This is a genomic window from Bacteroidales bacterium (genome assembly GCA_035299085.1).
Lineage (GTDB): Bacteria > Bacteroidota > Bacteroidia > Bacteroidales > UBA10428 > UBA5072.
On record DATGXG010000017.1, the window covers coordinates 56,823 to 79,412 of the forward strand.

The following is a 22,590-nucleotide window of genomic DNA, read 5'->3' on the forward strand; positions in this document are numbered from 1 at the left end:
TTAAAAATTATAATAAGGATTCTGTACCAGATTTCTGTTTCTCTCCAGTTCTGTCTTATATATCGGCAGGTACCAACTCAACGGGTTAGTAAGTTTTGTCTGCAGAATGCGTTTTTGTGTCGATGGCACGTTTCTTACCATAATATCAATGAGTTCACTTTTACGGTTGAAATCGTTCCTGCGGCCCATTCTCATGAGGTCAAACCACCTCTTGCCTTCATAGGCAAGTTCCCTGGAACGTTCATCCAGGATGGCATCTTCAAATGCCTTTGCCGAATTATTCAGATCGAGTGGCTTATTGATTCCAGCTCTTTTTCTGATTTGGCCGAGGATTAAACGGGCCTCATCATAGCGGCCTAACTGAGACAATGCTTCGGCTTTCATCAGCAGGACGTCAGCCATGCGATAAATAATAAAATTTGCGCTATTCTGCATACTTGAAGGTCTCGGGGTTGAGCCGTCACCCTTCAGTCCCACATATTTCCAGATAATATAATTTCCTTCACTGTATTTTTTGATTGACTTACCCACACCCCTTACCAATTCAGGATTGGTTTTATTGTCAAATATTTCAACTGCATAATCGCTTGGGTCAAAATTATGTGAAGTTTCTAGTGTCAATCCATAAAGGTGGTTTTTCTGGTTGAGTGCATCGTCAAACTGGAATTCAAAAATACTTTCATAGGTATTTCCTTCCGAAAAGTTGACGTACCAGTCTTTGGATTCAACGAGGATGTACTGCTTCATATTTTCAATATTCTGAACATGCTCAATGCAACTTTCATAATCAAAGTTCCATAAAGCTATGTCTGCCAGCAACGCGTCAATTGAAGCTTTTGTAGCTCTGCCCTTGTTTTCCTCAGGAGTCAGGTATCCATCGACAGTAGCCCAGTTACGGGCCTTAACCAGGTCTTCGGTAATACTCTGAAGGATATTACTTTCGGTGTCTTTCTTCACATACACATCAGTGGCATCAGTAAGTGTAGGCTCGGTAACATAAGGAACATCCTTAAAAATTCTGACCAGGTAGAAATAACTCAGGCTCCTCAGAAAGTAGGCTTCAGATAAATAACCATCGAGCAGGTAATCACTGAACGTATTGTCCTTTTCCTGCACTTTCGGGGCATATTCAATAACCTCGTTGCAATAATTTATAATTTCATAGAAAGTAGCCCAGTTGCATAAATAGTTGTCAGGGTATATGCTTCCTTCCATGATTTTGCGTTCATCGGAGGATGATTGGTTATAATCATATTTAAGAAATTCCCCGCGTAATTCACCGTATTTAAAAAGCCTGTCATCCATGGATGCAAATTTCGAATAGGTACCCATGATAACGGCCTCCACATCCTCCTTGCTTTTCCAGAATTCCTCACGGATCAGGCCTTCGCGGGGTGGAAGTTCCAGCCAGTCTGAGCATGAAAACTGACCGGCAAACATCAACAGGATCAATAACAATTTCGCTGATATTTTCATAATTTGATTTTTTACAGGTTAGAATCCAACAGATACAGCAATTGTGTAAACTCTTGGAGGGGGAGTATTGGCTTCATCCACACCAATCCAGAACGGATCCTGCGCATTCTGACCGATCTCCGGATCCTGGCCGGAATATTGGGTCAGAGTAAACAGCTTCCTGGCGCTAAAGGTAACACCCAGTGTTCTTAGGTTCAATTTATCACAGAATTCCTTTTCAAAGCGATAACCTAACATAACATTCAATAACCTGAGGTAATCGCCTTTTTCTACATAGCGGTCAGAACCAAGGTTGCTGGCAGGATGGCCCATATAAGCCCTGGGCAGCATATCTTTTTCATTCTGTCCGTCAATCCTCCATCTGCGAAGCACAGCCTTGCTCTGGTTGTTTTTATTATTCATACCCTGGGTTTCCATGGCCACTTTATTAATTATATCGAAACCCATCCGATAGTGGAAACCAAGATTCAAATCAAAATTCTTGTATTTCACTGCTGCACCAAAACCGCCTATAAAATCAGGGTTGGAGTCACCGATATATACTACGTCATTCAAATCGATACGACCATCGTGATTTATATCCGCATACTTCGGGTCACCGCCTTTGAATGTGTAGGTTCCATAAGACATGGGAATCGGATCACCGTTATAATCCCTGAGCAAATTACCACTGGCATCAACAGCATACGCTGCTTCATTTGTCGGGTAGACTCCCAGGTAATGGAATCCAAAGAAAGAACCGATGGGCTGGCCCTCCTGCAAGCGCAGGGGGTATTCCTCATTCAGGATGGATGTTGATTTTTCGCGGTTGAAATTATCCGGAAATCTGCTGAAGGAATTCACGTTATGAGATGTATTGAAATTTACGGATACCCTGAGATCTTTTTTACGGATAATCCTGTAATCAAACATTAATTCCCACCCGTTATTGACCATTTCACCGGCATTGAGGTAACCCAACTTATCAAATCCTGATGATGTAGGAAGTTTGTAGTCCTGGAAAAGAATGTTTGTACTCTTCTTTTTATATAGATCGCCCTGGATAAAGAGCCTGTCATTAAACATGTTCAGTTCAATACCTATATTTGATTGTGTAATCGATTCCCACTGGAGGTTATCCAACTGGATTTGAGAGTTGACAATACCGGGGTAATAAATATAATCGGTTGAAGAATTATAGGTGGCAAAACGGGCATACTGGTTGGTAGGCTGACGTCCGGAAACTCCCCAGGAAGCCTTGATCATACTTTCACCTAAGAAATTCAGGTTATCCATCCATGGTTCACTTGAAAAGCGCCATCCGAGTGCGACTCCTTTAAATAATCCCCACCTATGATTGGCTCCGAATGAAGAAAATGCATCGCCCCTTATATTACCCTGAATCATATAACGGTCTTTGTATTTGTAATTCAGGTTAGCCAAGGCACCAACGCCGCGGGATTCCCATGAAGCATCGCCTATCCAGTTAATCTGGCCGCTGACGGCAGGGTCCGTAATCTCAGTACTTGGAATTTTATTACTCTGCATGTTCATCCACTCACCGGATGCCTGATTTGTAATCCAGGTAATGGCTCCTGAAAGAACATGATCACTTGAATCAGCAAAGGGAACATCAAAAGCAATTTGCGATTCCGTATTAATATAGGTCTCCATTGAGTTACCTTCTTCCGCCTTATTCACAGTCCATTCAAGCCAGTCGGTTCCCAGCGCATTGTAAGGAAGGTAACGGCTTTCTTTTTTCCCGATAACCTGGAACGACAAGGTTTCACGGAATTTAACCCAGTCAAGGATGTTATAGCTTAATGTAAAGTTGTTTTGCAGGTAGTTTTCCTTCCTGTCGTTTTTACCCAGTTTGGCAACTGCTATGGGATTGAAAAAGGTGCTTCCGCTTCCCTGGTAACTATTGATAGGTGTAAAATATTCGCCTGTGGGCTTTCCATAAGCATCGTATTCCCAAATGCTCATGTTAGGAGCTTTAATATAGCCCATTTCACGCACATTTTTGCCACCTACCTCGGCATTGCCATCCACGTTATTATTAGAATAGCTGAACTGTATGGAGAACAGCGTCTTTTTTGAGAGGAAGTAGTCAAGATTAACGCGCGTCGAGAAATCTTTTGCGCCTGTGCTTATAGTAGTACCCTTCTCGTCGATATAACTGAAAGAAGTATAATAGCGTGTCTTTTCACCACCGCCTGATATATTAAAATAATGATCATGGGTACGGCCGGTTTGTGTTAAAGCTCCCAGCCAGTCGGTATTTGCAGAATAATTGTAGAAGCCGGGATAATCTTTATCATAGGCAATTTCTGAAGGAATATCAAAAACACCATTACTGTTATGCAATTCCTCAAGCTGAAGCATAATATACTCATCACCGCTGAGCATGGGGATCGCTTTGGGCTGATAGTTCAAACTTCCTTTATAGGTATAGTCGAACTGAACTTTCCCTAGTCTTCCTTTATAGGTTTCAATAAGAAGCACACCATCAGCACCTCTTGATCCGTATAAAGAGGTTGAAGCAGCGTCTTTTAATACCTCAATTGATTTTATATCCTGCAGCGCAATATTCAATTCGTTGCTTATATCTTCCTGGTCGGCGGAACTCAGGTCAAAGTCCTGTGACAATTTGTACTGCGGAATACCGTCAATAACAACAAGAGGCCTGTTATTACCCATTGAGCTCAAACCACGGATTACGATCTGGGATCCTGAACCGGGGTCTCCTGAAGCGTTCATGATATCAAGTCCTGCCACTCTTCCCTGTAACGCATCGGTTGCAGAAACCGCACCGGATTCGCGCATGTCGGCCATGTCAATTTTTACTGTGGCGGTTGCTACGTCTCTTGCGTCAACGTTGGTCAGACTTAGTTCCTGGCGTTTCCTGGCGGTAACAACAACTTCGGCCACCTGGTTAACCTTTGGTTCCAGTTCAATTGTAATGGAAGAGGAGGCACCCGGTGTGATGGTCTTGGTGTTATACCCTATCATAATGACCTTTATAACATTCTGAGGGTTTTTGACAGTAAGTACAAAGTCACCGTTCACGTCACAGACTGTTCCGTTCACAACACGGTTTTCTTTGTCATATTCAACGATGTTGGCACCAATAACCGACATCCGTTCGGTCTTGTCAATAACACGACCGCGGATTACAACTTCGTTTTGTGAAAATGCAGTTCCGAAACTGCAAAGACACACTACGAGCATCAGCACATATCTTATTTCTTTCATATTGGAGAAAAGGCTTAATTACTGTTTAATACAATCGGTTATTCAGTGTCAAGGTCACTATAGTTCAGGACACCATTGATTTCATGCAATACACCGTTTGTTACGAGTGTGGGGAAAGTGGTGGCCGCATTCGGATTGATAATGCGGGCAGCCATTTTATTAGTCGCATCGGATTCATTCACTGTAATGTTGGTGAATCCGTCTTTCCCACGGAAATAAATAGCATCTGATCCGGGTGTTATGTAAATCTTGGTATAGATTTTACTGTATTGGGTAGATTTCTCATCCACACGGGCAGTTTCATAATAACCCGCAGGCATTCTTCCGTCAGTAAAAATCAAAGAACCCTGGACAAAATGCATCATCAGGAATTTTTTAAGCTGTTCTTTGGGCAATGATGCATAATCGAATTCCGCAAGCACAGCATCAGTCGGAGCAAACACAGTGTAGTATTCATCATCCGACATAAAATTATAGCTGAAAGTGGTTGTATTAACAAGTCCCGCTACCTGCAGAAGATGGTGAAAGGCGGGATAGGAAGAAGATATTATATTATATATCGTAGTGGATGTGAAATTCATCCAGTTGGCTATATCGTAAACTTTCCCGTTATATGGGGTTATATCCGTGAGTTCCTGCGGATGTAAAACTACAGGAGCACCATGAAATCCAAAAGTGGAGGGACCGCTTCCTTTTACTTCGCCTGTTTCATTGTTGATCACAATGTAATTTCCTGCCAGGTTACGGATAAATTCTTTCCTTGCATTACCTGTGGGCAATTCCGTTCCGATATGATTTAAGATCAGGTTACGGATATCTGTTATAGTGGTAGGTTGTCTTGAGTTTACTTTACCCAATATGTTATACACGGCGAAATCTTCACGTTCGGCCGTATAGATCAGTGATGAATCGACGGCCAGGTTGGCATCGTTTTCAACAAAAAGCATGTAATGTGCTTCAGGCCTTTTAAGCGCTGTGAGCAGACCCGTCTGACCGATGGCATACATGGCGGTTGAATAACCCCTGCGAAGATAAACAGGGCCCGTTACACTTGTAAAAGCCTTAGGAACAAGCATCTTGTTGACACCAATAAAGGTACAATTGCTGGCGTATTCCTTTTCAACAATGGTTGACTGATCCAATTCCATCAGGTCGTTTTCACCGTTAAGAAAGCCGCGTTCAAAATTGCTGGGGTAAAGGGGACCGTTAGCCATTTGGGAACTAACGATCATTTTCCTTATATGCCGGGGAGCCTGTGCGATGGATCCCCAGCGTCCCTGGCCAACCAGGTAAGTATTGACAAAATCGTCAAAAGCAGCGTTTGTAGGTGCCACTAAACCATGTTGATAGCGGATTGTAGGATTGGGCACATAAGTTCCCCTGGGTGGCAAAGTTTTTTCATTTACTATTGAAAAAGTCAGGTCAGGATAGGTAATGTCGAACAGCGAGTCAACAGTCAAACCTTGATCAGCACCGGGCTGGTCAAAGGTTTTATCTTCGTTGTAATCAACTTCGGGAAAAGTATTGATAAGGTCAAGGAATTTATCATAGGCGTATGTCCCGTTCTTTTTACTAAGGATCTGAAAGGCATTTTCAAGAGGCTCCACTACCCTGTCAATAACATGAACAAAACCATTTTCAGCAAAAATGTCCTTTGTTATGATTTTTGCATTAGCAAAGTAAACGTTAGGCGACTCGAAAGGACGGCCAAAATAAAAGGCATAGTCCTCCGATTTCAGATCGTAAATTGAAAAGTAATCCTGGTAAAAAATAGGGGCATATTTTCTTGAATCAACTGCCTGCCTGCGGTACCAGTTTGATTTCAGCGTATCCACAATAATGTATTTCCTTCCCTCTTCAAGATCGGTGACATCATGACGGAGGTTAATACCGTATTTCATGTTAGGTTCTCTCAACAAGGTTTCCCGTTTAAATCCCCTCGGTTCGTCGTTATTCAGGTCGAGTGAGTCAATCCAGCCGTACACATCAAGTTGCTGCAACTGGTAAACGCTCCATGGACTCTGAACAATGTGGAATTTAACTATGCGGCTTAATACGCTTAGTGGAATGTCCTCAACTGAATTGAATTCCGGATGTTCTTCGAAGTAAAGGGCAAATGCATCATTGTCAGGAGCAAATACGGTATAACTTCCCGAAACGTTAATCACACTATCAAAACCAGTTAATTCAATGCATTTTGCAAACTCGCTCAATTCGGGCCTTGCCTTGATCTGTGAGAAAAGTTTTCCGGCGAGCCAGGGTGGTCTGGAATAGATATCTTCCTTTTTGCAATTATATGCCAATAACAGGTTAATTATCAGCAATAAGAAAAGTAAAATCTTCCTCATATGTAAATTTTTGTAAGGGAATAAAATTATGTTTTTTTTTGAAATGTGCTACCTGAAGTGCTATTTTTTAACAAAAAATAGTGTATGCAAAATTGAACAAATTGCAGAAATAGCGCGCCATCACGGTGTTAGCGTAACTTTTACAGTAACCATGGTTTTTTTTCGAACTCATTTAACATTTTTTAATTTTATTTTTACTATTTTTAATCTGTATTTATGTGCTTTGTCGATGATTTCTTTCAGCATATATATATAGGTACAACTTGAAGCCAACTCTAATCAGATAATTTCAGATAGTTTTAGTATTAATTAAAAACCCAAATTACACATCAACAAATTTTTTAACAACTTGATTCACTAACATTTTAATTTCTTTTCTAACTAAAAACCTAGCTTTATGAGGACTAAAATTTTACTATTTTTTTCACTTTTCTTGTGCGGTGCATTGAACGCCCAGGTGGACGATACCATCCGCACATTGATTATCTCAGAAGTAAGGCTTGATGATGCAAGGCGTGGCTATATAGAAATTGCCAACGTTGGTGCTACTGCAGTCAACCTTAAAGATTTTGAGATTGGTCGTATTGATGCCTGGACTGCCCCGTGGGGAAATCCGGTAGCTAACTGGCTGATGCTGCCCGACAAAGAACTTGCACCGGGAGCAACTTTTATTATTGCTGCAATGCGCGATTTCAGTCCCGAAATGGCAAAGAGCAACCCGGAACAATGGGATCCGGTGGGCACGAACAAGAAGGAATTCTGGACTCTGGCCGACATACAGGACCATGTTGATGAGCAATCGGTTGGAGATCCCGCCGGTGACTCCGTCAGCCCTGCTCATGGACGTGAATTGCTCACAGTTTGGAACGGACGTGATTGTTTCTATCTGAGATACCATATTGGCGAAGATTCAACCGTTGTTGATCAGGTTAACGGTATTTTTGGTGGCGGTGGCAATACAAGGCCTGACCCAAAAGGCGGTGTAGCTGTAGCCGGTGTTGATAATGCAACACAGACATGCACTCTTGTACGTAAGTTTTCGGTAACCACAGGTAATCTTAATTTTGCATCAGCAAAAGGAAATGACCTTACTGAATCGGAATGGATTCCCATTCCTCACCAGGCTGGTGGAAGATGGGCTGACAACACCAGGAGACTTTTCTGGACAGCCGGATTCCATGGCGATGCAGTTATTGATGACGGCACACTCGTTCCGCTTGAAAAATTCGCATCCACCGTTGCTGTTGACTGGGGCGCAAAAACTATTACTGTTCCCTGGGGAACAAGGCGTGATGACTCCATCATGTTCATGTTCAACAAGGTGCCGGGATTGGCTTGGCATTATGACTATCTGGATAACTATGAAGATTCAGCTTTTGTTTCCGCTCAGACAGGTGATTCACTCACTGTTTATGCAACCGGTAGTGAACTTACCCTGGCTAAATTCGGAATTGTAGTAACTCCTGCAACTAACGATGCAAAGATCGTTGTTCCGAAAAAAGCTCCGAATAACAATGGTTTCTACACAGGCGTTGACGATCCTGTTTATTTAATTACTGACGGACTCGAAATGGATACAATCGGCTCAATGAGATTCTTCGGTGTTCCGTTTGCAACCCGTGTTGATACTCTTTATAAATATATTGAGGCTCCCGCCGGTGCTACTCTTGATATAGTTTTTGTTGACGGCAACGAAAGAACCGACCTTAAAGAAGGCGATATTCTGAAAGTTACGGCTGCTGACAATTCAACAAAGGAATACTACATTAAGGTTGACCGCTACAGAAAAAGTCATGACGCTTTACTGAGCTCCATTACATGGCCTGACATTCCTGCAGATTATCGTGGTCTGTTCGGCTGGATGGGTGATACCATTCCTAATTTCGTTGCTTCATCCTTTGATTATGTGATCCAGGTACCGCCCAATACAGTCGGTGTTCCTGCACTCGTAGGTAAGAACGCATCATTACAGGGTAAACACACAGTTGACATCGCTACCACCCTGGACGGAACTGCAGAAGCTAAAACTGTAACCTTCAACTCAGTTGCTGAAGACGACACGTCTCACAAAACCTATAAAGTTCAGATTTCGAAGATGCAGGATCCTGCTTCAGTTCAACCCTGGGATGGTGATCCTTTCATTTCCGAATGGGTATTCTGGGAACAATGGGGTGAAAAGAACTGGATTGAGCTTGCTAACCCAAGACCCGGTGAAATGGATATGAGCCATTATATGGTTGTTGTTTCATGGGAAAACAATCCTGCAACAGCTATTTCCAATACACGTACACAGGCTGACCAGTGGCTGAACCGCTATCGCCGTTACGTTCCCGGTTACAAATGGGTTGATTCATTGACATGGACTGCCAACCCGGGTATGCTTGTACAGGACCTCGCCGTTAACCCGGTTGTAAAGGGTGGCGATGTATTTGTTCTTGCAACAGTAAATGGCGGAAGAGGCAGTGAGCCTGCTACAAACTGGTGGGCAGTAAAACAGACCGATGTTCTTCTTTCCCGTTTGAACGGGGCTTATCCTAACCCATGGAATGAAAGACTGAATGAAGGTGTTGCTCATTGGAAGAACAATAATATTTACCTCTTCAGGATCGATAACGATTCCATTCTCAATGGTTTGAAGAATGCCAATGATCCTAAAGACTTTACCCTTTTAGACGTTATGGGTAATGGCGACGGAACTGACATGGTAATGGGCGGAGTAACGGTAGATATGATCCAGGCATACTCGAGAAAGCCAGGTATTTACCATGGTAATCCTGTGTTCAAGGCTTCAGCCGGAACCACACCTGAAAACAGCGAGTGGATCAAGAAAACCGGTGATACTTATGCAAGTGAAGGATGGCCGAACAGCATCCTCTTCATTACAAAGGATATCGGCAGCCATTTCATGAACGATGTGACGATTTACAGATCCACTGTTACATCCTCTGTATATAAAGTCAGCCCGGGTTACGGCCAGGCAGAATCAATCAGGGGCGTAATAACCAACACTGATGTTGATGGCCTCTACGCTAACCTTATTAAGGCTGATGCCGGCCAGGTACTTAATGTTGTTTCAGCCACATCAGGTGAAGCACTTGCATCTACCGATTCAGTAGAAAACGGTGACACTCTTGTTGTACTTTCAGCTGACGCTAAAAATACTTCCAAGTATATCCTTGAAGTAACCGAAGGAGGATTGAACAATGATGCCACCCTTACTTCAGAACATTGGGATATAGCAGTAGATGGCAATGAAGGTGTAATATCCGGATTTGATCCGTTTATGTCATTCAAAAACCTCATGGACAGTATCCAGGTTCCTTCAGGTGCTGTAGTAATTGCCACAGGTGCTGATGGTAAGTATGTTCCTTACACTATGCTGAACTTTGATACAGCTTACGTTGCTGTACCTGTAAGTGACCAGATAGTACTTACAGTAACTGCTGAAAACGGTGTAAATAAGATTACCTACACACTCGAACCTGCCGGTAGCACTGCTGATGCTTATGTAACTTCATCAATCTTCGGTGTTGACCAGAACCTGTCACTTATATTCCTTGTTCCTCCGGGAACTCCTGTATCCAACTTCCTTGCTGGCCTCACACCGGCACCGGGAGCTACAATTGAGCTGCAGGATAAAATGGGATTTGTAAGAGAAATTGGTACTGTAATTTCCGATGACACCCTCATAGTGACTGCTGCTGATGGCACCACAACCAGGAAATACGGATTAGGTATGCTCGGCGGTTTGACAGCCAGTGATATAGCTTATGTTATTTCTGAAGTATATCTTGTTGACCAGGATGGTATGGTGATTTCAGGTGATGCAATCACTGCCGGAATTACTGTGGCTGCTTTCAAAGCCAACCTCATTGCTTCAACCGGAGCTTCTATAGTTATAACTAACGCTGCCGGTCAGCCGAAGAACTCAGGCAATATGGCAGAAGGTGACCTTGTAAAAGTTGTTTCAGCTAACGGTTCGAACATTGTAACTTATACAATTACCTTCCATGTGGCTGTTAACAACAATAATTCCGATAACCTCGTTGTATTCCCGAATCCTGGAAGAGGCCTTTACACTATCAGTGGTGTAAAAGCAGGAAACCGGATACAGGTAACCAACATTATCGGTGTTAAAGTTGCTGAAAAGATTGCTGTTGCTGACAGAGAATCTGTATCGATTGAAAAGGAAAATAACGGTATTTACTTCATCACTGTAAGTGATAATAACAAAGTTGTTGGCCGTTACAAGATTGTTAAAGAATAATTACAATCACTGAAATTAAGAAGCCCCGTAATCTTACGGGGCTTTTTTTATTATCTTACGATCCAGAATTATTTTGGATTTTAAGTAAAACGACTCCGCTAATTAATACTAACCGGCATGAAAAAGTTGTTTCCATGGCTAATACTGATATTCTTAGTGAATAACTCTCTCTATTCACAGTCAGTAACCCTGTCAATTGATGCATCGGATCAGAAAAAAAAGATTTCGCCATATATTTATGGTAAAAACAACAGTCTTTCAGGTAATCCTTCTGATCCGCTTACGATTATCGAATGGCAACGACTAAGGGACATGGGTATTACTATGTTCAGGGAAAACGGCGGTAATAATGCCTCCAAATACAACTGGCGAAGGAAACTTTCAAGTCATCCCGACTGGTACAATAATGTGTACGGCAATAATTGGGATTTTGCCGCATCAAGTCTTGGCCCTAACCTGCCCTATGCCCAGGGAATGTGGGCCTTTCAGCTAATGGGTAAGGCGGCTAAAACAACATCTGCCAATTTCAACGATTGGGGCTATAATGGTTCGGCATGGTGGTCGGGTACCGGACAAAACCTGGCCGGTGGAGGTACCGTGAATCCTGCTGGCGGAGGAAAGGCCCTTGTGGACGGTAATCCGGATTTATATCTTGAACCCTGGAATGCTGATTCAACAACAGGCATTCTCACTCATTGGTTTGGAAACAACGGACTGGGACTGGATTCAACCAAAATCCGATACTGGAGTATGGATAATGAACCTGAAATATGGAGCGGTACTCACGATGATGTATGGAAAACTCAACCTTCGGCAGAAGAATTCATGCAAATGTACTTTGCCGTGGCTAAAAAAGCCCGGGCATTGTATCCCGGAATTAAACTGGTTGGACCTGTTCCATGCAATGAATGGTTCTGGTATACCTGGAATGGCGGAAAGATAAGCTATAAGGGTAATCAGTACACGTGGCTGGAATATTTTATCCGGCGTATAGCCGAAGAACAAGCCGCCAGCGGAATGCGATTGCTTGATGTAATTGATATTCATTTTTACCCCGGCGAAAAGTCGGCATCCGATATTACCCAACTCCACAGAATATTTTTCGATACATTGTATGACTATCCCGGAGCAAACGGTGTAAAAACATCAGGATCCGGGGGCTGGGATAACAGTATCACAAAAGAATACATTTTCAAACGGTGCACCGACTGGCTTTTGAAATACATGGGACCTGACAACGGTGTAACGTTCTCCTTATCTGAAGTATCCCTTGCCCAGCATGACAATCCGAATCTCACTGCCAACTGGTATGCCTCAATGCTCGGGGAATTCGCCCGCCAGGGAGTCGAGATTTTCACACCATGGGACTGGTTTACCGGCATGTCAGAGGTGGCTCACCTTTATACCCATTACGGAAAGAAAAACTATATCCCGGCTGTTTCAACAGATGAACATTATCTTTCGGGGTATCCGACAATTAATGAATCGGGAGATACAATCACACTGTTCCTTGTTAACCGCGACCTGACCCATTCAAGAGAAACAGAGATAAATCTCAGCAATTTTCATATTAACGGAACATACAGCCTTTACACCCTTTCAGGACTTCCTGCATCGGAAACATTTCAGTCACACACAGTGAACGCACTTCAGAAATCCGAAATCCAAGCAAATGGTAATACGGTTAACGTTTCCCTCCCTCCTCTTTCGGTTTCTGCATTAATACTGGTAAAATCATCATCCTATGACAAATGGAGAAGTTCTCTTTATCCTCCAAACTGGACTCCTGGTTATAAAGACACTGGAGGACGATTCCTGCACGATTTTTCATACGCAGGATATCATAAAGGCGAACTCAGCGTTCCTGAAAGGAATCACAATATTCTTGATGTAACCGCACCCCCTTACTCTGCAGATAATACCGGAAACACCGATGTGACGGCAATAATCCAGAAAGCTCTTGATGATGCCGGCGAAGCCGGTGGCGGCATTGTATATCTTCCCGCAGGAAAATACAGGATCGGAGAAACAGATACAACATGGGTACTCAGAATATCCCATGACAGTACTGTTTTGCGGGGCGCCGGAACAGGACTCACATTTCTTCTGAATACAAAAACCGACATGAGGTATAAGGATATTATCCAGGTTAAACGAATTTATGGCAGTTGGTTTTATCCAAAAGATCCCTCCTCATTGATCACAATGGATCTTTCAGATCCTGTGCGAGCCATACCGGTTGAATCCGTAGCCGGATTTCAGAAAGGTGATCCCGTTGTGGTAATGTCAACACCTACAGATGCATTTATTCAGGAACATCAGATGACAGGACTGTGGACCGCATCAGGCATCAAGGGAGTGGCCTTTATGCGGCGTGTGGATTCAATTGATGCACATCACAACGTCTTGTTTATTGATGTACCCACAAGGTATCCGTTGAAGACAAGAGACCAGGCAAGGGTTTATAAAATTGAGGAACCCCTTAAAGAATCCGGAATTGAGAATATCTCAATCGGAAATTTAGAGAATAAAGGCTCAGGATGGGAAGAGGAGGATTATTCCACACCGGGAACCGGCTCTTATAATGTGCATAATTCGCACATGATACAACTTATAAATGCTGAAAACTGCTGGGTAAGGAATGTAAGTACTTTTCATCCGGATCAGAACACAGGTGACTTCGATTTACTTTCGAATGGTATAAAACTCAACCAGTGCCGTTTTGTTACAATTGATTCATGTAACCTCGAAAAACCCCAGTATGAAGGCGGCGGAGGAAACGGCTACATGTACACAATTGAATCAAATGACTGCCTGATTGAGAATAGCAGGGCAAATGACGGAAGGCATAATTATGATTTCAAATATCCTTACAGCAACGGCAATGTTATATTGAAATGCAGGGGCGAGAATTCAAGATATGCAAGCGATTTTCATATGTACCTCAGTATGTCAAATCTGGTAGACGCCTGTACATTCAATAAGGATTTTATTGAATCAACCTTCAGACCCTATGGTGGCCCGCTTCACGGGTATACTTCATCACAATCGGTATTTTACAATATTACCGGTGAAGCTTACCATGACGGCATTTCTTATCTGATTGAGTCAAAACAGTTCGGTAACGGTTATATAATCGGAACTTCCGGCCCTGCTGATGAAGTAATGGTTGACCCGGTACAAGGCACTATGAACGGCTATGATTATAACACATCTCCGCGCGATTTTAAAGAAGGGGTTGGTTACGGGGCATATCTAGAACCTTCCTCACTTTATCTGGATCAGCGGTCTCGAAGAAAATCGGATAAGTATCCTGTTTCGGGATTTACACTGAAAATAATTACCATTGATGCTAAAACACGGCTTCCCCTTTCAGGAAGTGTAATTAAGGCATTCAGTGACACCCTGATAACCAACCAGGATGGAATTGTTGAATTCAGCGATATGCCCGAACTGGTCAGAATAAAAACAAAGAAAGAACATTATCTGCCTGTTCCTGAAATGAATCTGCATTTAAAGGGAGATAGCACGATTACCCTTTTGCTGACCCTTGAACAATTCGATGTTTCCGTCACTGTTTTGAAGGCCGGCTCAACAGATCCGTTGAGCAATACCACAATCATCCTCGGAACTTCATCACAGGTTTCCAATACAGCCGGTAAATCTTTTTTTAATAATATCCTCAGGGGCTCCATGCCGTATTCAATTACTAAAACTTATTATGGCTCACTGCAGGGAGATATAACCATATCCTCGGATACTTCATTTACGTTTTATATGACAAAAACCGAAGGTATTCTCAGATTCAGACTAAGGGAAGGGAACACCCCGGTTTATAATGCATCAGTAATAGTCAATGATGATACTTTGAGTAGCAGCGCTATTGGCGATGCGGTTTTTAGTCCTTTGCCGTTGAACGGGTCTTACTCATACCGGGTGGTAAAAACCGGTTACCAGGAAGTAACCGGATCTGTCATGCTGACAAATGACACCCTTGTACTAGTGGCCATGATACCTGTAATCATTAATTCAGAGGACGGGTCAGCAGCAAAGGGAATTCAGATTTGGCCTAATCCCGCTAATGACCGGCTTCATTTTACACCTGGTAATGATTTAAACGAAGGCACCATCGAAATCATGAATATGCAGGGAATGGTTCTTTATAAAACAAAAAAAATCAACAGCGAAAATGAGATTGACATCCATTCGTTAACGCCCGGTTCTTATATTTTCCGTTTTCGTTCTCAAAAGAATGTTTTTATATCAAATTTTGTAAAAAACTAAAGAATACCGTAAAACACTGAACATGAACACCGATTTAAGAATATTGAAGATTGTATTATTAATCGTAAATCGTATATCGTAAAATCGTAAATCTCTTAAATATTCAGATAGAAATCCGCAGTAAGATCCCTGTATTCCTCCGAATATCCATCCTTCTCCCCTTTTCTGATTAAAATTTCATTGGTTTCAAAATTGGCAGTATGTTGCCGGCCAAATTCCACAAGGCATCGGGTGAAGTTTTTACCCGGATAAGGCCGCACAGTAGATTTTCTATAAACATAAAGCTGATTAAACCAGGCATGGTTTATAAACTGATCTGACTGATCGTAGGGCAGAATTACTGCCAAATGCCCGGTCGGAGATAAAAGTTTGATCGAATTATGAATGAGGGTTTCCGCATCAAGCCTGTCGTCATGACGTGCCAAAGACCGTTTTCCATCCGGCGGTTTTAATGAATTTCTGAAATACGGCGGATTGGATACGATTACATCATATGTGAACAGTGTTTCAAGGGCATATTGCTGAAAAGGCTTGCAATATACCTGTATCCTGTCCTTCCATGGTGAATTTTTAAAATTAACTGTGGCCTGATCCGAGGCATCCGGATCTATTTCAACCGCATCGATAAAGGAATCTGAACGTTGCGCGCACATTAACGCGATAAGGCCTGTACCGGTTCCGACATCAAGGATCCGTTCAGCGTTTTTTACTTCAGTCCATGCTCCAAGCAGAACACCGTCAGTGCCGACCTTCATGGCACACCGATCCTGAATTACTGTAAATCGCCTGAATGCAAAGTAATCATTCGACACTTTAAGAGATTTTTAAGATAAATGCAATATCAGCGCCTTTTTTTATGAAAAATTAAGAATTATTAGAATAATCAGTTCGGTGCGGGTATAATTATTGAAAAATTTAAAAGCAAATGGTTAATTGAAATTGGTCATGGTTAAACAAATTAAATCATATAGAGTACCTGCCTTTATCATGTTCATGTTAACAGCTTTTTTCGGCTGCAAGAAGGACGAAGTGCCTGATATTAAATCTCCGGAGGTATTTCCTTTGTCAATTCGGTCGGGACAATTAACAACCAGTAAAGGTGAACCATTTCTGATTACGGGCGATTCACCATGGTATTTGCTACAGGGTACTGACCGGAAAGGGGCGGAAACATATCTCGAAAACCGTCGCAAAAAGGGTGTGAATTCCATAGTATTATGCCTTATTGCCAGCCCGCTTTATGGAAAAGCCAATGCATACGGTGAAAAGCCGTTCATAACCGACAATGATTTTTCGACTCCCAATGATGCTTATTTCGATCATGCTGAATATGTTATCAGGAAAGCTCAGGACAAAGGTATAGCTGTCTTCCTTTACCCTGCCTGGCTTGGTTTTGATGATGGCAAGGGCCACACAGAAGGGTTTTACACGCAGATGATTCAAAACGGTCCACAGAAGCTCCACACTTATGGGGAATATATTGGTCAGCGTTTTAAAAATATGTCCAACGTAATTTGGGTAATGGGAGGAGACAGTCCTCCAAAAGACGCCCTTGAAGGAGTTCGTGCTATTGTAGAGGGCATTCAAACCACAGCCGGTGACCAGATATTTTCCACACAGAATGCCCGTTACAGTTCAGGTATTACTCATTATCACCAGGAATCGTGGGTTGACCTGAACACTACCTATTCGGATAATGACTCTATAGCAATACACCTGAAAGATGATTATGAAAAAGAACTGCCATTTTATTTTACCGAAGGCACCTATGAGAATACCGGTATTTCAGACAATGAACTCAGGGCCCAGATTTATCTTCCTGTCCTGATGGGTTCATCGGGTTATTTCTATGGAATAAAACCATTGTATGCTTTTGATCAGGGTTGGGAGAATCTTCTGGAAACACAGGGTTCTCATGATTTACAGCGATCTTCTGAATTTTTCAGGTCCAGGCCATGGTTTAATCTGATTCCGGATATCAGTTCGGAATTCCTTAAAAACAGTTCTGTTGAAAATCAGCTGTTTGCTGCTCTAACCGCCAATGGTAATACAGGGATCGTGTATGTTCCGGTAAAGCAGGAAATTGAACTTGACCTGACAAAGATGAGCGGTACAATTGTAAAAGCATGGTGGTATAATCCTGCCACCGGCAAAACGACTGACGGTGGAACCATTGATCACAACGCTTCAGTTAAACTGATGCCACCGGGTGAAGGGGATTGGTTGCTTGTACTGGATGATGCGGATACAAACCCGGCGCCTCCCGGGACCAAAATAACTTACAATTAAAAACAGACGATACGTTATTCAGAATAATTTTAAATTACGGTACACTCTTATACAAAAACAATATGAAACGTATAAATTAGTTATATAGATATATCTTAGCATAATTCGTGATATTAAAAGGGATTCGAAGCTGCGGGATGACTAACGGTTACTAATTTAAAAGTTATTGAAATGAAGTTTGCAATCAGGATACATATTGGGTTATTGCTATGCCTGTTGTTAGGGGTGAGTTGTTCGAATGATGAAAACAAGTCAACTGACACGAATATCCAGGTACCGGTGTCGAATGATCCGGAAAATTTTCCTTTGAAGGTAAGTGAAGGAAGGCTTGAAACTCAATCAGGACAACCATTTCTCATTGTAGGTGATTCGCCATGGTACCTGATGCAAAAGGTTGATCGGAGCGGTGCCGATAAATATCTTGAAAATCGTCACGCCAAAGGAGTAAATTCCCTTATATTATGCATGATTGCCAGTCCTATGGTCGGATCTGAAAATGTTTATGGAGAAAATCCTTTTCTTCAGGATCTTGATTTTTCAAAACCCAATCCCGCCTATTTTGATCATGTGGATTATATTGTCAAAAAGGCCGCGAAGGAAGGAATAGCCATGTTTCTATTCCCTGCCTACCTTGGTTATGATATGGGTGATGATCATCCTGAAGGTTTTTATGAAGCCATGATTGCCAATGGTCCTCAAAAAATGTATGAATATGGCCGGTTTATCGGAAACCGCTACAAAAATTACAGCAATATTGTGTGGGTTATGGGTGGTGATGCTTCTCCCGGTGAGACACTGGATGAAATCCGCGCCATGGTGAAAGGTATACAGGAAACTACCAATAACCAGATATTTACTGTTCACAATGGCCGTTACAGTTCAGGTGTCACTGAATACAATGGCGACAGCTGGATCGACCTGAATTCAACATACGCAGATTATTTAACTGCTGCCGAATATCTCATGAAGGATTATAACCGTAATTATCCTTTTTATTTTATCGAAGGAACTTATGAGAATTCAATACACAACGATATTTATGTAAGGAGCCAGATGTATACACCCGTTCTGCTCGGGTCACAGGGGTATTTTTATGGAAATGAAAAGCAGTATCCATTTGATTCGGGATGGGAAACCCAATTGGAAACCCAGGGTTCAAAAGATCTCGAAAGATCCGGGAAATTTTTCAGATCAAGAGAATGGTATAGCCTGGAACCCGATATTGCCGGAACATTCCTCGTTTCCGGGGCCGGAGATGTAAGTTCACCCGACTTTGCTCCTGCTGCTGTAACTCAGGATGGTATAACCGGGATTATATACACACCCGATAACCGTGAGCTTACCGTTGATCTCACCCGAATTAAAGGCCCCAGGTCACATGGATGGTGGTATCAACCGTCTACAGGCATTGTTACCGATATCGGGGTTATTGAGGACGCAGCGGATGTATCATTTGTACCGCCTATGGAAGGCGACTGGCTGCTGGTTTTGGATGATGCTTCACAAGTTCTTCCTGAACCGGGAACAAGCCTGTAATTTAGCGGCTCCATTCAACTATTGCCTTGATTTCATCCGATGAATGCAATTCAAGGACATTCCTGAAATCCCTGTAATTCACTCTTTCAGTAATGAGTTTTGAAACCGGGCTGCTGAAGGTGTTTTTAAACCTGACAAGTTCTTCGGAAGCTTTAATGTAATGATCATAGGATGCATTTACACTGCCCAGCATGACCTGGTTTTTAAGCACCATTTTTCTCATCAGGTCGGCGCCAAGAATGGTAACCGGTCTTTCCCCGGCCGGAATTCCGGCCAGTACATACACTCCGTTAACGGCAAGCGCATCCATAAGCTCGAATTCCAGTTTGGCAATACCCGTAGCTTCAAATATGAAATCCATAGGCCCGTAGGTATTGTCAATGTTTTCAGTCTTTAATTCGAGCCCGTTAATGTAATGTCCTCCGATTTCACTGAATATGGATGGCCTCACAGATGCCGGTTTTACAATGTCAAGACCATAAATATCCGCACCTTTTAGTTTAAGAACCAGGGCTGCAAGAAGGCCAATCGGTCCCAATCCAGCAACTAAAGCCCTTTTCCCTTTTATCAGATCAGGAACAATTCCGGAAAACCGGCACGACTGAAGCATGAGGGCTTCATCAACCGCTTTAATTACAACCGAAAGAGGCTCAGTAAGCACCCCGATATCGCGGATCTCTTCGGCTACCGGAATCACAAAGTTTTCATGATCAACGACAAATTCGGTTTGATATCCGTGAATTCCCTTTATACCCCTTTCGGTGTAGTCACCGCTTGAACACATGTCGCTCCGGTTATTCAGGCAAAACGGACAATGATTACAGGGTCTTCGTACCATGAGCATTGCATAGTCGCCCTTTTTGATTTTTGTAACACCCTTACCGGTTTCTACAACGCGTCCGAGCATCTCGTGTCCGATCACCAGTTCAGATGAACCGGATGGTGCATCGGCCCTACCACCCACAATTTCTTCACGGTCTGTTCCGCAAATGCCCACTTCAAGCACCTGGAGCTTGACATCCTTATCGTTTTTTACTGATGGTTCCTCGATATCGATCAGGCGGGCATCGCCCTTCCCGGGTGTTATGGCTATTGCTTTCATTCTTTCATTCTTTCATTCTTTCATTCCTTCATTTCTTCATTCTTTCATTCTTTCATTCTTTCATTCTTTCATTTAAATCAACAAACCGTCATACAAATAAGTTGTTTTGTATTTTTGCATCGTGCAGGCAACAGGCAAATTCGAATTGAATAAGACGAGAGATTTTCTTGAGGAAAAAGTAAGGCTGTTTAACAATCCGGCTTTTATAGAAACCGATCCGATTCAGATCCCTCATCTGTATACAGCCAGGGAGGATATTGAAATTGCAGGATTCCTGGCGGCAACCATATCATGGGGTAACCGGGCTTCAATTCTAAAAAATGCAAGGAGATTGTTATCCCTGATGGGTGATTCACCATATGATTTCATTTTAAATCACAAGACCCATCATTTAATGAAGTTTGAAGGTTTTGTACATCGCACTTTCAATACCGATGACCTGGTTACGTTTATAAACGGGCTTCGGCATTTATATAAGCGGGCCAACGGGCTAGAAGGGATTTTTTTGAAATATAAAACCGTTGATTCGCTTCAGCCTGCCATTCATGAATTGAAAAAAGAATTTTTCAGCATTGAACACCTGCCGAGAACCAGGAAACATCTGCCTGATCCTATAACAGGATCCGCAGCTAAACGTATTAACATGTTCCTCAGGTGGATGGTACGAAAAGATAATGCCGGCGTGGATTTTGGAATATGGAAAAACATTCCTCAATCCATTTTATCCTGTCCGCTTGATGTTCATTCCGGTAATGTGGCCCGAAAGCTCGGCCTTCTGACAAGAAAACAAAATGATGCCAAAGCCGTGTCAGAACTGGATGCCATACTCAGGCACTTCGATCCTGAAGACCCGGTTAAGTATGATTTTGCGTTGTTTGGATTGGGAATAGAAAGGAATTTACGATTTACGATTTAGTGATTTACGATTTAAAAGTGATTTGTGACTGGTGACTGGTGACTGGTGATTGGTAACTGGTAACTGGTAAGGTCCCTAATGTCCCTATAGTCCCTAACCGAATACCGATCACCGAATACCGAATACTGATTACCGAATTACGCCAGCAACCCGTCATGCATTGTAATGGTGCGGTCACTCATACCAGCCAGTTCATTGTCATGTGTGACAATCACAAAAGTCTGGTTGTATTGTTTTCGCAAAGTAAAGAATAGCTCGTGAAGTTCTTTTTTATTGTGCGAGTCAAGGTTTCCTGAAGGCTCATCGGCCAGCACCACATCCGGATTATTGATGAGTGCCCGTGCAACAGCCACCCGCTGTTGTTCACCTCCTGATAATTCTGCAGGTTTGTGTTCTATCCGATGGGTTAACCCGAGAAAGCCAATGATTTCTTTTGCTTTTTTAACAGAGTCCGATTTCGATAATCCTGCAATAAAAGCAGGAATGCACACATTTTCAAGAGCTGTAAATTCGGGCAGAAGGTGATGAAACTGGAACACAAATCCGATATGTTTATTGCGAAATCGTGCAAGTTCTTTGTCTTTCAACCGGCTGACCTCGGTTTGATTGATGATTACTGAGCCTGAAGTGGGTCTCATCAATGTTCCGGCAATTTGCAGGAATGTAGTCTTACCGGCTCCGCTGGCGCCGACTATTGTAACTATTTCACCCTGTTGAATGGAAGCGTTGATTCCCTTTAATACATTAACGGAACCGAATGATTTTGTAATGTTATTGGCCTCAATTAATGCCATTGACAAGGCATTTATGCATTATTTCGAAGCTTCGTTGATACTTTTATTGATGTCGGAAGTGGTTTTATTCAGATCCGATGTGATATCGCTTGTTATATCGGTAAGATTACGGCGTATCCCTCCCACGCTGTCACTGATATCCTGGGTAATGCCGTCGGTGCTCTGACTTATTTCGCGTTTAATATCATCAGTTGCTTTTTTGAATTCCCTCAGACCCTTTCCTAACCCTTTTGCCAGTTCCGGTATTTTATTTGAACCAAAGAAAAGCAGGAAGACCAGGAAAACCAGCACTAACTCTCCGCCACTGAGAAATACGAATGTATGGTACATATGCTTTAATTAAG

At 42.5% G+C, this 22,590-nt stretch carries 12 protein-coding genes; 5 read left to right on the plus strand and 7 right to left on the minus strand.

Features of this window, described 5'->3' with window-relative positions; translation table 11 throughout:
• The 3 genes from VK179_04710 to VK179_04720 are packed head-to-tail and all read right to left on the minus strand — an operon-like array spanning window position 1 to window position 7,058.
• Window positions 1–1,476, minus strand: coding sequence for a RagB/SusD family nutrient uptake outer membrane protein (locus VK179_04710; protein HLO58018.1), 1,476 nt, complete (start codon window positions 1,474–1,476; stop codon window positions 1–3).
• 18 nt (window positions 1,477–1,494) lie between these two features.
• A complete protein-coding gene (locus VK179_04715; GenBank protein ID HLO58019.1) occupies window positions 1,495–4,710 on the minus strand; it encodes a SusC/RagA family TonB-linked outer membrane protein in 3,216 nt (1,071 codons plus the stop codon).
• A 38-nt stretch (window positions 4,711–4,748) separates the two neighbouring features.
• On the minus strand, window positions 4,749–7,058 hold the full coding sequence (locus tag VK179_04720) for a fasciclin domain-containing protein (protein ID HLO58020.1): 2,310 nt from the start codon (window positions 7,056–7,058) through the stop codon (window positions 4,749–4,751).
• Window positions 7,059–7,455: 397 nt separating this feature from the next.
• On the opposite strand from VK179_04720, the gene VK179_04725 reads away from it, so the two are divergent.
• Together VK179_04725 and VK179_04730 are read left to right on the plus strand one after the other, a co-directional pair.
• A complete protein-coding gene (locus VK179_04725; GenBank protein HLO58021.1) occupies window positions 7,456–11,325 on the plus strand; it encodes a T9SS type A sorting domain-containing protein in 3,870 nt (1,289 codons plus the stop codon).
• 117 nt (window positions 11,326–11,442) lie between these two features.
• A complete protein-coding gene (locus VK179_04730) occupies window positions 11,443–15,609 on the plus strand; it encodes a glycoside hydrolase family 44 protein (protein HLO58022.1) in 4,167 nt (1,388 codons plus the stop codon).
• Window positions 15,610–15,704: 95 nt separating this feature from the next.
• Here the strand turns inward: VK179_04730 and VK179_04735 are convergent, their stop codons facing one another.
• Window positions 15,705–16,421, minus strand: a complete 717-nt coding sequence (locus tag VK179_04735) for a methyltransferase (protein HLO58023.1) — start codon at window positions 16,419–16,421, stop codon at window positions 15,705–15,707.
• A 133-nt stretch (window positions 16,422–16,554) separates the two neighbouring features.
• Here VK179_04735 and VK179_04740 point away from each other — a divergent pair, with 133 nt between their 5' ends.
• Window positions 16,555–17,898 (plus strand): DUF4038 domain-containing protein, encoded by a 1,344-nt coding sequence (locus VK179_04740; GenBank protein ID HLO58024.1) that lies wholly within the window; start codon window positions 16,555–16,557, stop codon window positions 17,896–17,898.
• A 171-nt stretch (window positions 17,899–18,069) separates the two neighbouring features.
• Window positions 18,070–19,434 carry a DUF4038 domain-containing protein gene (locus VK179_04745; protein HLO58025.1) on the plus strand — a complete coding sequence of 455 codons (1,365 nt, stop codon included), beginning with the start codon at window positions 18,070–18,072 and terminating at the stop codon, window positions 19,432–19,434.
• A 1-nt stretch (window position 19,435) separates the two neighbouring features.
• Here VK179_04745 and VK179_04750 read toward each other — a convergent pair whose 3' ends face one another.
• Window positions 19,436–20,536, minus strand: coding sequence for a glucose 1-dehydrogenase (locus VK179_04750; GenBank protein HLO58026.1), 1,101 nt, complete (start codon window positions 20,534–20,536; stop codon window positions 19,436–19,438).
• A gap of 145 nt (window positions 20,537–20,681) precedes the next feature.
• Between VK179_04750 and VK179_04755 the strand changes: the two genes are divergently transcribed.
• Entirely contained in the window at window positions 20,682–21,452 is a 771-nt protein-coding gene (locus VK179_04755; protein ID HLO58027.1) for a TIGR02757 family protein, read from the plus strand.
• 137 nt (window positions 21,453–21,589) lie between these two features.
• Here the strand turns inward: VK179_04755 and VK179_04760 are convergent, their stop codons facing one another.
• Complete coding sequence (locus VK179_04760) at window positions 21,590–22,246, minus strand: ABC transporter ATP-binding protein (GenBank protein ID HLO58028.1); 657 nt, start codon at window positions 22,244–22,246, stop codon at window positions 21,590–21,592.
• A gap of 18 nt (window positions 22,247–22,264) precedes the next feature.
• The gene (locus tag VK179_04765) at window positions 22,265–22,576 is read right to left on the minus strand and encodes a twin-arginine translocase TatA/TatE family subunit (GenBank protein HLO58029.1); all 312 of its coding nucleotides are present in this window, start codon (window positions 22,574–22,576) and stop codon (window positions 22,265–22,267) included.
• Window positions 22,577–22,590 lie beyond the last annotated feature (14 nt).

Coding starts and splice junctions, on each gene's coding strand:
- VK179_04710 (HLO58018.1), bottom strand. CDS start 1,476: ATGAAAATATCAGCGAAATTGTTATTGATCCTGTTGATGTTTGCCGGT.
- VK179_04715 (HLO58019.1), bottom strand. CDS start 4,710: ATGAAAGAAATAAGATATGTGCTGATGCTCGTAGTGTGTCTTTGCAGT.
- VK179_04720 (HLO58020.1), bottom strand. CDS start 7,058: ATGAGGAAGATTTTACTTTTCTTATTGCTGATAATTAACCTGTTATTG.
- VK179_04725 (HLO58021.1), top strand. CDS start 7,456: ATGAGGACTAAAATTTTACTATTTTTTTCACTTTTCTTGTGCGGTGCA.
- VK179_04730 (HLO58022.1), top strand. CDS start 11,443: ATGAAAAAGTTGTTTCCATGGCTAATACTGATATTCTTAGTGAATAAC.
- VK179_04740 (HLO58024.1), top strand. CDS start 16,555: ATGGTTAAACAAATTAAATCATATAGAGTACCTGCCTTTATCATGTTC.
- VK179_04745 (HLO58025.1), top strand. CDS start 18,070: ATGAAGTTTGCAATCAGGATACATATTGGGTTATTGCTATGCCTGTTG.
- VK179_04750 (HLO58026.1), bottom strand. CDS start 20,536: ATGAAAGCAATAGCCATAACACCCGGGAAGGGCGATGCCCGCCTGATC.
- VK179_04760 (HLO58028.1), bottom strand. CDS start 22,246: ATGGCATTAATTGAGGCCAATAACATTACAAAATCATTCGGTTCCGTT.
- VK179_04765 (HLO58029.1), bottom strand. CDS start 22,576: ATGTACCATACATTCGTATTTCTCAGTGGCGGAGAGTTAGTGCTGGTT.